13 protein-coding genes are annotated in these 12,810 nt (G+C 40.5%); 3 read left to right on the top strand and 10 right to left on the bottom strand.

The window, feature by feature from the left end; translation table 11 throughout:
• The first annotated feature begins 76 nt into the window (after nucleotides 1-76).
• Together dapA and dapB are read left to right on the top strand one after the other, a co-directional pair.
• On the top strand, nucleotides 77-958 hold the full coding sequence (dapA, locus tag ACWODM_RS09655; RefSeq protein WP_455321176.1) for a 4-hydroxy-tetrahydrodipicolinate synthase: 882 nt from the start codon (nucleotides 77-79) through the stop codon (nucleotides 956-958).
• A gap of 11 nt (nucleotides 959-969) precedes the next feature.
• The gene (gene dapB, locus ACWODM_RS09650) at nucleotides 970-1,725 is read left to right on the top strand and encodes a 4-hydroxy-tetrahydrodipicolinate reductase (RefSeq protein WP_455321175.1); all 756 of its coding nucleotides are present in this window, start codon (nucleotides 970-972) and stop codon (nucleotides 1,723-1,725) included.
• 88 nt (nucleotides 1,726-1,813) lie between these two features.
• Here the strand turns inward: dapB and ACWODM_RS09645 are convergent, their stop codons facing one another.
• From ACWODM_RS09645 to ACWODM_RS09625, 5 genes are all read right to left on the bottom strand, one after another.
• Entirely contained in the window at nucleotides 1,814-2,815 is a 1,002-nt protein-coding gene (locus ACWODM_RS09645; protein ID WP_455321174.1) for a Gfo/Idh/MocA family protein, read from the bottom strand.
• A gap of 80 nt (nucleotides 2,816-2,895) precedes the next feature.
• The gene (locus ACWODM_RS09640; protein WP_455321173.1) at nucleotides 2,896-3,033 is read right to left on the bottom strand and encodes a hypothetical protein; all 138 of its coding nucleotides are present in this window, start codon (nucleotides 3,031-3,033) and stop codon (nucleotides 2,896-2,898) included.
• A gap of 153 nt (nucleotides 3,034-3,186) precedes the next feature.
• A complete protein-coding gene (locus ACWODM_RS09635) occupies nucleotides 3,187-3,555 on the bottom strand; it encodes a hypothetical protein (RefSeq protein ID WP_455321172.1) in 369 nt (122 codons plus the stop codon).
• Between the two features lie 93 nt (nucleotides 3,556-3,648).
• Entirely contained in the window at nucleotides 3,649-5,211 is a 1,563-nt protein-coding gene (locus tag ACWODM_RS09630) for an ATP-binding cassette domain-containing protein (RefSeq protein WP_455321171.1), read from the bottom strand.
• 178 nt (nucleotides 5,212-5,389) lie between these two features.
• A complete protein-coding gene (locus tag ACWODM_RS09625; protein WP_455321170.1) occupies nucleotides 5,390-6,418 on the bottom strand; it encodes a 3-deoxy-7-phosphoheptulonate synthase in 1,029 nt (342 codons plus the stop codon).
• Nucleotides 6,419-6,770: 352 nt separating this feature from the next.
• Between ACWODM_RS09625 and ACWODM_RS09620 the strand changes: the two genes are divergently transcribed.
• Nucleotides 6,771-7,397: a hypothetical protein gene (locus tag ACWODM_RS09620; protein ID WP_455321169.1), complete on the top strand. Its 627-nt coding sequence runs from the start codon at nucleotides 6,771-6,773 to the stop codon at nucleotides 7,395-7,397.
• 156 nt (nucleotides 7,398-7,553) lie between these two features.
• On the opposite strand, the gene ACWODM_RS09615 is transcribed toward ACWODM_RS09620, so the two are convergent.
• From ACWODM_RS09615 to ACWODM_RS09595, 5 genes are all read right to left on the bottom strand, one after another.
• Complete coding sequence (locus ACWODM_RS09615; protein ID WP_455321168.1) at nucleotides 7,554-8,501, bottom strand: DHH family phosphoesterase; 948 nt, start codon at nucleotides 8,499-8,501, stop codon at nucleotides 7,554-7,556.
• 16 nt (nucleotides 8,502-8,517) lie between these two features.
• The gene (locus tag ACWODM_RS09610; protein WP_455321167.1) at nucleotides 8,518-9,849 is read right to left on the bottom strand and encodes a DRTGG domain-containing protein; all 1,332 of its coding nucleotides are present in this window, start codon (nucleotides 9,847-9,849) and stop codon (nucleotides 8,518-8,520) included.
• Between the two features lie 6 nt (nucleotides 9,850-9,855).
• Nucleotides 9,856-10,536: a metal-dependent hydrolase gene (locus tag ACWODM_RS09605; protein WP_455321166.1), complete on the bottom strand. Its 681-nt coding sequence runs from the start codon at nucleotides 10,534-10,536 to the stop codon at nucleotides 9,856-9,858.
• Between the two features lie 781 nt (nucleotides 10,537-11,317).
• Nucleotides 11,318-12,019: a glucosamine-6-phosphate deaminase gene (gene nagB / locus ACWODM_RS09600; RefSeq protein WP_455321165.1), complete on the bottom strand. Its 702-nt coding sequence runs from the start codon at nucleotides 12,017-12,019 to the stop codon at nucleotides 11,318-11,320.
• A 191-nt stretch (nucleotides 12,020-12,210) separates the two neighbouring features.
• Nucleotides 12,211-12,792: a GyrI-like domain-containing protein gene (locus tag ACWODM_RS09595; protein ID WP_455321196.1), complete on the bottom strand. Its 582-nt coding sequence runs from the start codon at nucleotides 12,790-12,792 to the stop codon at nucleotides 12,211-12,213.
• Nucleotides 12,793-12,810 lie beyond the last annotated feature (18 nt).

The following is a 12,810-nucleotide window of genomic DNA, read 5'->3' as shown; positions in this document are numbered from 1 at the left end:
CAGATTTTTTTCATTCTCTGTAGATGAAATGAATAGAAATATATAAAAGCGAAAATTTTGAGAGGATGTGTAAAAAATGGCAATATTTAAAGGATCAGGCGTTGCCCTTGTTACTCCAATGCATACAGATGGTTCGGTGGACTTTGATAAGTTGAAAGAACTGGCTGAATGGCATGTAGAACAAGGAACAGACGCTATTATTGCTTGCGGCACAACCGGAGAAGCGTCTACTTTGGAAGATGACGAACATATTGCAGTGATCGAGGCAGTAGTTAAACAAGTCAACGGACGTATCCCAGTGATTGGCGGCACAGGTTCCAACAATACCAAACATGGCATTGAATTATCTAAAAGAGCAGAAGGTGTTGGCGCAGATGCACTTTTGATCGTCACTCCTTACTATAACAAAGCAACTAAAAGAAGCTTGGTCGCTCATTACGAAGCTATCTGCAATGAAATCGAGATTCCCGTGATTTTATATTCTGTTGGTTCTCGAACTGGTTTCAATCTGACACCAGATCTTGTCAAAGAATTGAAAAAAATTCCAAATATCCAAGGAATCAAAGAAGCTAGTGGTGACATCGCACAGGTCGCTGAGATTGCTCGACTAGCAGATGAGAATTTTGCCTTGTACTCTGGAAATGATGATCAAGTTCTGCCATTGATGTCTGTCGGTGGATTAGGTGTTATTTCTACGATCGCAAATATCGCACCAAAACAAACCTCTGAAATGGCTCACCACTTCCTTGATGGAAACTTTGAAGCTGCCAAAAATGAACAGTTGGCTCAATTGCCGCTGATTCATGCCATCTTCTCAGAAGTAAATCCAGTGCCAGTTAAAACGGCAGTGTCTTTACTTGGCAAATGCGAACAAAACTACCGTCTACCTTTAGGTGTACCAGAAGACAAAACAGTGGAACTGTTGAAACGTGAAATGACTGCTTACGGCATTTTATAGGAGGGACCTACATGAAACGAATTATCCTTAGCGGCTGTAATGGTCGAATGGGTCAGGTTTTGCAAAAATCGATCAAGGCCAATCCTGAACTGACAGTAGTTGCCGGCATCGATCATGTACCAACTGAAAATCCTGATTTCCCCGTTTATCAAACGGCTCAAGAAGTAACAGAAGCAGCTGATGTGATGATCGATTTCTCTCACTATACAGCTGTCCCTGATCTAGTAGCTTTTGCCTCAGAGAAAAAGCTGCCAGTCGTGGTTGCTACGACTGGTTTAGAGGATGACACGAAAGAATTGTTGAAGAAAGCTTCTGAAACGATTCCCGTCTTTTATTCAGCAAATATGTCTCTAGGTATCAACGTCTTAGTCAAAGCATTGCAATCGATCACACCTGCTTTAGAGAATGATTTCAATATCGAAATCATTGAAAAGCATCACAATCAGAAAAAAGATGCGCCAAGTGGAACTGCTTTACTTTTGGCTGACAGTATCAATGATGCTTGTTCTGAGAAAAAAGACTATATCTTTGGTCGTTCAGGGAATGACAATGAAAACAAATTGAGTGAGATGGGTATTCACGCTGTTCGTGGTGGAACGATCCCTGGAGAACATACTGTGATCTATGCTGGTGATGATGAAATCATCGAATTAAAGCATACTGCCCTGTCTCGCGATATTTTCGCTAACGGCGCATTAAAAGCTGGTGTCTTCCTAGCTGACCAATCAGCTGGATTTTACAGCATGTCTGACCTACTGGACGCTTAATAAAATATTGCAATCAAAGAGAGCCTCACTAGTTGACCTAAATGTTCAACTAGTGAGGCTCTCTTTTAGATTTATTCAAAATGCTTAGTTAATACGTGACTACTTTCCCTGTTTCCGCAGATTCATAGGCGCATTCGATTAGCCGTGTCAATTGCTTAGCTGTTTCTAGATCATATTGAGGATAGGATTGCTTCTCAGGATCTTTCAACAGATCCACGAACTCTTCGATCGGAAAAGGATTGACTTTAGAGATCTCTTCAGAAGGGATCTGTGTTTTAAAGCGGTACTCTTCCTTTAGATTGCTTTGGACAAAAATCGCCTGATGTTCATGTTCATTACCGACAACCTGAATGGAGCCCTGCGTACCAACGATCTCCAGATAATTATCTAAGGTTGGTCCAATGAATGCCGTCGTTGCTGTACCAATACAACCGGATTCAAATTCAATGATCGTTGTTGAACGTTCATCTACACCACTACCGTAAGCTTCATTCATCAAGCAGCTGACTTTTTTAGGTTTTCCACAAAACAATGGCAATAAAGCAAAACCGTGACAACCTAAATCAAGCGTGACTCCGCCACCAGATTGGCTTTTATCAAACCAGTAATCTGGCAGGTTCTGCAACAATACAGCCCCATGCGAACGACGGAAATAAGCGGTCGTGATTTCCCCTGCATGACCTTCTTTGACCCAGTTCAAGGCATACTGATAGGTATTGACCGCTAAAGACTCCAGTGAAAGCATGAATTTCACGCCGTTTTCCAAGACTGCCTGTTCGATCTCCAAACAGTCGGCAGTACTCAATGCCAATGCCTTGTCACTAAAAATGTGTTTTTTGGCTTTTGCTGCCAAAACGATCAATTCTTTGTGCATCGTCGTCGGTGCTTCAATAATCACCGCTTCTACTTGCTCATCCGCCAAGATTCTGCGGTAATCTGATTCAAAAGTTCCCCCGTATGTACGAGCTGCTTCCTCTCCACGTTCTTCATCAAAATCCCAGACATAGACACATTCCGCTTCTTTCGCCAATAATCTTTTTACAAAGCCTTTGGTATGGACATGCCAGGAAGAGATCAATGCAAATTTCATCTCTTTGCCTCCTTTTTTCTATAGTATAACAGACAAAAAACTGAAAGAAGATGTCTGTTCAACAAATTCTTTCAGCTTTTTTAAACTCTTTCTTGTTTGAAATTCAAATATCCGACAAAAATCGCTCCTAAAAATAGGGAAAATAATGGCAGTGAATAAATCGTCAACATTCCTAAAAATCCTAAAGCAATCTGCATCTTCAAATCCATTTTTTGCACTGTTCTCGCTCCATTTCCTTCTGATAAAAAAGGTATTTTTGTTTTCGAGACCATTGTACTCATTTGTGCAGAAAAGAACTATCTTTCTTTAAAATTCTTACTAAATTGTTATAAATCCACTGTTTCCCTTAGAATTGTCTCACTTTTCAAACATTAGGCTGTGCCTAATTCCTTCAATTTATTCAATAATTGTTTTTGCGCCGGTTGAATTCCGACTGCAAGGGGCTTAACTGCTAAACTAACTTTACCCGAATCAGTCGTAATCCCCACTTTTTTGACTGCTACACCACTTATTTTGACTGACTGAATACTTTTGATCGGAATTTTCATTAGTGCTTTCTCTTCCATATTCATTGTCAGCTGAACAAGTAAGACATCCGTCTCATCGATCAAAACAACATACATTTTAGGCATCGGTATCGCAAGTAGCTTGTGCTCATCTGCATATCCAACTACGCTATCAGGAGCGCCATGCTGTGCTTTGAATTTATCCAAATTCTCTTGTTTGATGGCCCATCTCATCAGACACTCCTCCTTTATCGTTACTTTTAGTGTAAAGGAAAGTGCCTAAAAAAGAAATCAATAAGCTTTTTAGAATCAGAAAATTCAGATAACTTAAACAGTGATTTGTTTGTTGGCATATTGCTGATTTCGCTTGTCGTGAGAAGTGAAGATCAGAATTTTATTTTCTGCCAATTTCAGTACGGTTTCAAAAATTGCTTTGGCAGATTCCTCATCAATACTACTCGTACTTTCATCCAGTAAATAGACCTCCGCTTCTGATACGAAGAGCCGAGCAACCGCGATCCGCTGCCTCTCACCGCCAGACAAATTATTGCCGTTTTCGATCAGTAAGGTGTCCCAGCTTTTAGTTTCAAGAACCGGATCCAGAATACCTGAATCCTCGATCCGTTTTTTCTGTTCAACTGACAATGACTTGCCATGAGTGATATTTTTTTCGATGGTCGTGGTTAAAATGGTTGCGTCCTGAGACAGATAGGCAATTTTATTTCTCAGGCTGCTATTTTGCAACTCTGCGATCGGCAAGCCGTTGATCTCAATGCCAGTTCCAGGATAAAACTTTAGCAGGAGTTTCAAAAGTGAAGATTTGCCACTTCCTGATTTTCCAGAAAGATAGACAATGTCGTTTTTCGACAATGTTTCACTGATGCTATAGCCATAAGTCTGTTCCCCTCTTTGAAAAGTCGGTTGCTCCAGAGTGATCGTATCGATCGAAGAAAGTTGCTGTTTTCCCTCATGTTCCCGATTGCCATCTAGCTCACTACGGATAAACTGATTAGCGATCGTCAGAGCATTCATGTCGATGTTGACCTTTGACAATTCACTCAAAGAAGCAAAAAACAAAGGCAGGATGATACTTAAGAGAACCAAATGAGCGATAGGTAGTTCACCATTGGCAATTTGGATGCTTGTCCATATATATACAAAGGTTTGAAAGCTTTGATTGACAAAAGCGATAACACTGCTGGTACTTTGTGCAAATTTATTGGTCGCCGCCAAAGCATCAAATTTCAAACCAATTTCTTTCTGTAATAGATACTCCAATACATCATCGGACATCCCTGCTTTGACCGCCTCACTATTGGTGAGGGTCACGATCAAATTTTTATTCGCCACGGCAGAGCTCTTCTGCATAGCTTCCATACGAGTATGTAAGCTTTTGTTGATGTAGCGAAACCCAAGAAGATTCAGCGGAATCAACACAAGCATGAACCACACAAGACTTTTTGAGATCGTCAGGACAATCCCTAATCCAAAAATAAGGATGAAGATCGCCTTGACGACTGTACTAAAACTTGTGATTAAAAACAAATACAGTGCATCGACAGCCGTAAAAATACGATTGATCAAATACGTCGGTTCTAACTGCACATAGGAATCGTAGGTCATTTTCGTCATTTTTTGAATCAGTGAAAACAAATACTGGGTATTGAATTTAGCAGCATAATTTTCTTTATAGACGGTGATAGCAATTTGAATCACGAGAGACAGCAGCATGGCCGCAAAAATATAGGGTAGAAAATCAAAAGACAACTCTTCTCTTTGGTTCATTTGCTGGATCATCACTGGCGCAATAAGTGCTGTCACCGTCGAGACAATTGCCGTGATTCCCACCAAACCGACAAATTCCTTGTTTTTCCTAATCAATTCTTTCATAGAACCCCTCTTTTCCTTTTTTTTCATATACAATTATATACGAAAGGTAACTATTTTCAATTAATTTCCACAACAAAGAGGATAAACATTGAAAATAGTTACACCTATTAGGAATTATTAGGAAAATCCATTTCAAAAAAACTGTCCCTTCGTTAGTAAAAGGACAGTTTTGTGATTATTAAACATTCTCTGCGATATAGCGAACCAATTCTTCCGTTTTTTCCCAGCCGATACAAGGATCCGTGATCGATTGACCAAACACTTCTCCTCCTGGTTCTTGACGGCCATCTTCCAAATAGCTTTCAATCATAAAGCCACGGACATATTTTCTGATTTCTTCATTCCACTTACGGTTTGTCAGTACTTCTTGTACGATACGGATCTGTTCATTGTATTTCTTACCTGAATTGTCATGGTTGGTATCAACCATGATGAATGGATTTTTATAATTGCCTTTTTGATATGCAGCTATCGTCCGCAATAGATCTTCATAATGATAATTTGGGACGACACCACCCGTCTCAGTCAGTGCACCTCGTAGGATCACATGGGCCAACGGATTTGAACTGGTTTCTACCTCGACACCATTGTACATCAATTCTTGTTTTTGCTGCGCTGCGTACAATGCGTTGAACAAGACATTCAGATTCCCGCTTGTCGGATTTTTCAATCCGGCTGGATGATCGATCCCACTGGCAACAAATCGATGCTGTTGATCTTCAACAGAGCGGGCACCTACTGCGTGATAGCTTACCAGATCTTCGATAAACTCCAAATTCTCTGGATACAGCATTTCATCCGCTGTGGTCAATCCAGTTTCAGTCAACACTCGTTTATGGAGCTTACGGACTGCCACCATGCCACGAACAAGATTGATTTCTCCAGAAGGATCCTGCTGATGTAGCAAGCCTTTGTAGCCATCACCATTGGTACGAGGTTTGTTCGTGTAGACCCGTTGAACGATAAAAATTTTGTCTTTTACTTCTTCTTGTAGCTTGGCCAATCTGTGTGCATATTCTAAAACAGCTGCCTCATTGTCAGCTGAACAAGGTCCAATAACCAATAAGAAGCGAGAATCTTGTCCCTCCATCACTGCTTTTAATTCCTTGTCGCGTGCTGCTTTTTGTGCAGCTTCTTCTTCGGTCAGTTTAGAGATCGATTTTACTGTCTCTAAGTTGATATGCTGACTTAGTGCTTTAAAACTCATCGGTTTCTCTCCTTTTTTTCATTTCATCTATCTTAACAGATTTTCTCTGAATTGTTGCCATATTTTGAATCTTTTTTCAAAAAAGATTGACTTAACCGATCGTTCTCTTTAACTAAACCGACTCCTTGTAGACTCGATCATAGAATTCTGATTTTCTTATCATTTTTCAGATTTAAAAAATGACAAATTTACCTCCAGACTATTCCTCATCATTTTTTTGTTTTTTCTTATTCTCTTCTCATTTTAAAAATGTTTTCTGTACAATTCGAAAAAAATTGATATAATCAACTTCTATTTGCATAAAACAGTATCACTGATAAATGATTTACAGGATTGGATAGGAAGGATAAACATGATGTTTTTGAATTTTTTTCTTGTTGGTTCGATGATAACGGGCTTAGAGGTTCGTTGTTCAAATAAGCCACATGGACAAAACAAATGGGTGATTTTTTTATTAAATACGTTGTTCGTCAATCTCTTTGCTCTTTTTCTACTTCGTTTTCTTTTACAAAAGAATCAGTTGTTTCTTCATGAGACCTACACGTTTTTCTACAGTATAAAATATCTATTGTTTGGGTTAGTCATCGGACTAAGTTATCTGTTTATCAAATACTTTATCCGTCATTCTGCTCATTTGAAGATCTGTAGTGCACCACGTACAAAAAAAGAAATGTTTTGGTTGAGCATGGATTCTTTGGTCTTTTTGATTGGATGGTTCCTTTTACTCTTTATCGATCGAATCCAATTCATTGGGACAACCACACAAACAATTGTCACTGCTGAATTAATGGATACTCAATTTTTGATTTTCATTACAGGAGCTGTTCTTTTCTTGAGCTTTTTATGGGCGCCCGTCCATATCGTCAATAAATATCGGACACCTCTGATGAATCAGCATATTCGCAGAATTGGTGGACTGATTGCATTGCTGCTTTTTATTAGCTCCATGATCTATTCTGGTACAGTTCTCTACGGCTAAACAAAGAAGAGCTGCGCTTACTTCGTTTAGCGAATAGTAGAAATTCACAGTAAAACCCCCTCTGATCGTCAGAAGACGTTCAGAGGGGGTTTTACTATACTATATTATAGACTTCTCACCGAAGACCATAAAATTTCGACAGCTCTGTTTCTTGTATTATTCGAATTCCTTGCACAATCGTTTGATCTGATCATAAATTTCTTCTACTTCTGCCAAATCTTTAGCATTTGCACCGCTGGCTAGTGGATGACCGCCTCCATGGTGCTGTTTCGCCAACTCATTGATCACTGGACCTTTAGAACGTAGGCGTACTCGATAATAACCTTCTGGCTGCTGAACAAAAATCGCCCACGCCAGCACATCCTCGATCACGCCAGGAACCGAAACGATCCCTGCTGTCTCAGAGTCCTTCAAACCAAATTCAGCCATACGTTCACTTGTCAAAATAATTCGTGCCGCACCGTTTTCATCGATCTCCAAATTTTGGAAAAGATAGCCTGACAAAAGCGCCACTTTCCTTGAAATTTGATCAATCTGTCGATTCAATTTTGCTGCATCAAAGCCAAAATCCAACAATTTAGCAGCGATTTCCAATGTATGGGCGCTTGTTGCAGGATACAGGAAACGTCCCGTATCGCCGACAATTCCACCATATAATAAGCGAGCAGCTTCTTCGTGCATCTTCAATTCTTCAGGAAACATCTGCCAAAAATCGGCAATCATCTCACTGCAACTACTAGCCTTCGTCTCTACCCAAACCAGATCCCCATAAGGTTCATCGTTGGGGTGATGATCGATCTTGATCAATTTGTCTCCTTGATCGTAGCGAGAATCACTGATTCTTGGTGAGTTGGCCGTATCGGTCACGATCACCAACGCTCCCTGATAGGTCTCTGTTGGAATCTCCTGCATCTCTGCCAAATAATCCAGACCTTCCACTGGTCCACCGACTTGATAAATCGTTTTTTCAGGAAAACTTTTACGCAACAGCTCGGCTAAACCGACCTGTGAACCGATAGCATCCGGATCTGGACGTAAATGTCGGTGGATAATAATTGTTTCATAGTGTTTGATTGCTGTTAAAATATCTGCTTGTACACTCATATAATTCCCTTTCTTATCAAGGTCTCTCCATTACTTGACACACAACGATCGCTTTACCGACAAGAGAATTCTCAATAAAAATCTCAATATCCAGTTTAGCTGAACGTCGCCCAAGTTCTAAGATTTTGGGCTGTAAGATGATCTCGCTTTCCAACTGGATCAAACGGAAATAATGCAGATTGACTTGTTCGATCCAAGTATTTCGTCTTTGATTGGCGATCATCGTTCGCTTTGTCGTATTGGCGATCACTTCATTGAGCGCACCAAAAGAAATCGTCCCCAACTCATCGACCATTTGTGGCGAGACCGTGAATCGGAAATGTGGCTGTTCCAATTTGTTTCCTTCAAAATCCTGATCAATCAGCTGGACTTGCCCGGTAATCTGATCAGAAATCGTGTCTGAGACTTGAGGCTGTCTTTGTACCAGCTGCATCGCCTTCATCACATCTTGACGAGTCACAATACCTAAAAGCGACAAATCATCTGCGACTACTGGCATCACTTCCAAACCGTCCCAGATCATCTGATGACTAACCGAAGCGACACTCATCTCTCTTTTGACCATCCGAGGGTCTTTCGTCATCACTCGTTCGATCAGCTGATTACTCGTTTTTTCCAAAATATCTTTGGCTGTAACGATTCCCACGACACGCATGTTACGGTTTACCACAGGGAAACGAGAATGCTCCGTATCCTCAGACAAGCGATTGTAATCCTTGACCGTCTCTGCAATAGACAAATATTTCGTTTTTTCTAACGGCATATAGATATCACTAACTAAAAGAATATCTTTTTTGATTAGCTGATCACTCAAGGCACGGTTGATCATTGTCGCTACTGTAAATGTGTCGTAGGTGGTTCGCAAGATCGGTAAAGAAAGTTCATCTGCCAGTTCCTGGATCTCAACAGAAGTATCAAAACCTCCTGTGATCAGTACCGCCGCTCCCTGCTGAAGAGCCAATTTTTGCACATTTTCACGGTTTCCGACGATCATCAAAGAACCCGGTGTGATGTAACGCTCGATCGCATTTTCCTTCATCGCCCCGATAACAAACTTATTCAAATCCTTTTCCAAACCGGAGGAACCACCTAGAACGTCTCCTTCGATGATCTGAACCACTTCACCAAAGGTTAGTTTTTCGATGTGTTTCTTTAATTTTCGTTCGATCCTAATCGTTCCTACACGCTGGATCGTCGATACTAACCCAATATTCTCGGCGTCTTTGATCGCTCGATAAGCCGTTCCTTCACTGACTTCTAAATCTTTTGCGATTCCTCGAACAGAGATCCGCTCGCCAACCGGCAAACTCTCAATATGGGCTAATATCAAATCATGTTTTGTTGCCATTCTCTTTTACACCTCAATCGTCTCTCCAATTTCCATGATCCTTCCGACACCTGGTAATTCACGGGTAAAATCAGTGGGATCCTGTTGTATCAATTCAAAAGTATTGTAATGGATCGGTATTGCTTGCTTAGGCTTCAAGCGCTTAGCTGCTCGAGCCGCCTCTTTCGGTCCCATCGTAAAATTATCTCCTATTGGTAGGAAAGCAAGATCAATTTGATAATCTTCCCCCAATAAAGCCAAATCGCTGAAATCTGCTGTATCACCTGCATGGTAGATCGTTTTTCCTTCTGCCTGCAACAAAATACCTGCAGGTTCACCCATGTAGATCATCTCGCCATTCTCCTCATAGCCGGAGCTGTGCTGCGCATGGGTCAATTTTACGCGACCAAAAGGAAAATCGAAGACGCCTCCAATATTTAGACCATGGGTTTTTTGCACTTGCTTTTTTTCAGCATATTGACAGATTTCTACAATACTGATGATCGTCGCCTCGTTCTTCTTTGCGATCTCGATCATGTCTCCAACGTGGTCACTGTGTCCATGAGTCACTAAAATATAGTCTGTTTCAACATCTTCCGCTTTGATATCAGCAACAGGATTCTCAGAAATGAACGGATCGAACAACAATCTCGTACCATCCTCCAATACTACAGAAAGAACTGAATGTCCATGATACGTAACCTTCATTTAAAAATACTCCTCTCCTTTACTTCTGCTTATTTATCCTTCCAAAAGTTGATACAGTATAACACATACATTGTAACAGATAATAACAGATAAAAAAACAAGGAAGTCTTGCTTTTGCTGCGTAAACTAGGTCAAGGATCTGAACGAAGTAAACGTTGCAAAAAGTTCTATAGCCTTCTTGTTCTTAGGAGGGAACTGTTTCCCCCGTGATGCAGTTTTCAAATAAGTAAGACAACATTCTCTAATAACGCTTCACTGCAAGAATGTCTTGCTTCAAGTCAGCCGTGGAACCATCGTGAGCCTGTCGTCTCCCGACTTTCAAGCTTCAAAATCTCAGTAACCAATAAATTGGCAACTGAGACTAATTCACATTGAATTCTGAACACGGCGACAACGCAAGCCTTTCTCTTCGTTACGCTAAGGTTCTTTCAATTATGACTATAAGTACTCTCCCTCAAGAAAAGAGCTCTTTAATGAATAGAGTAAGAGTACAATGCCCTTTATATTTAGCGCAACGAAGCAACAAGGCTGCGTTGTCACCGTGTCAAAGAGCCAATGTGAATTACTGGGACTGGTCGCTTGAGCGATTAGTCCTAGTTTGAAGCTTGGCAAACTTGAGACTTCAGGCTCAAGTTGGTCTCACGGTCGACAGAAGCAGACTTCGTTGTGCAGTGTAGCGATTTTCATTTAAAAGCGACTGAGAAATGATTTGATCCAAAGAAGCAGAACATAAAAAAAACATACAGTAACGAAATCTCCGTTACTGTATGCGTGTGAATGATTATAATTTGCTGGCTGCAGCTTCATCTACGATAACGACAACATCGTCATGTTTTTGCAGAATGCTTGCCGGTAAATCTGTGGTCACTTCACCGTTGAGCATTGCGTTGACCGCGGCTGCTTTGACTTCTCCAAAAGCCATCAGAATGATTTTTTTACTCTTCATGATCGAAGCAATCCCCATCGACAAGGCATGAGTTGGGACATCCTCTGCTTTTTCAAAGTAACGCTTATTGGCATTGATCGTTGATTCTGTCAATCCCACGACTTGTGTGGTTGCATCAAATGGTGTTCCCGGCTCGTTAAAACCAATATGACCGTTTTGACCGATTCCTAACACTTGGATATCAATGGGATTTTCAGCAATGATCTCGTCGTAGTGTCTACATTCAGCCTGCAGATCTTCTGCCTGTCCGTTTGGTACGAAAGTTTCTTTGAATGGTTTTTTATTGAATAGGTGTTCGTTCATAAAGTGACGGTAGCTTTGATCATCTTCCCCGCTTAGTCCAACGTATTCATCTAAATTGATCGAGATTTTATCTGAAAAATCTAAATCACTCGCCACCATATAACTATACATGGTTTCTGGCGTACTGCCGGTTGCTAAGCCGAATGTCTTTGCGCCACTCTCAATATCTTCTTTAATAATCTCAAATGCTTTTTTTCCGCCTTCGTCAGCATTTTTTACACGAATAATCTTCATGAAAAATTCTCCCCTTTGGTGATTTTTGGTATACACCAATTTTAACACCTTTTTTCGACTAATGCAAGATTGTCAGAGCGAGTATACTAAAATATATTCTACAATGGGGTTCCTAGTTACCATTCAGCACTAGAAAGTTCAAATGCAGGAAAATAGAAAATAACTACTCTCCTGCATATCTCACCCTATTTTTAGTGTTTGTCGGTCGAATCTTTCAGCTTGATCGGATGCCGTAAAACAATTTTCAGTTTGTCCAAGGCGGTTTTTCTCGGATCGGAAATATAGATTTCATGATGAAAACGAATGTCGTTGATGTCTAAATCATAACCAATTTCCCCTGCAAAAAACGCCATTTTTTCGGTTGTCTCACCTTCGCTATCATAGGAACCAATATGCATACACTGGACACACAAACCTTCATCATATCTATAAAATTCTACTTTTGAGTAGTCTTTTTTCTTCTTTTTCTCCACTTCTGTTCTCACCCATTGCACATCTTTTTCATGAATAAAATCAGGTAAGCGCAAGAGAGAAATAAAATTCAATTCTTCTTTGCGTGTAACATCCATACCATGCAAATCATCGATCCACCAAAAGCCTTCTAGCGGCGGGACAACATACTGAAAGAAGCCCTCTATTTGATAGTCGCTTCTATAACTCATTTTTAACTTGTAAGCCACACTATACAATAATTCAATCGACTGTTGGTACTCTCCATCCACTTGATTGGGATTGCCTTTGCCACGAACCGCCAAATAATTCACAGCAGGCATCTCGATCACTGTAGGTAC

This window comes from Enterococcus olivae, from assembly GCF_053760925.1.
Note: the sequence above shows the minus strand (reverse complement) of the source record. Positions and strands in the feature narration are given on the sequence as shown.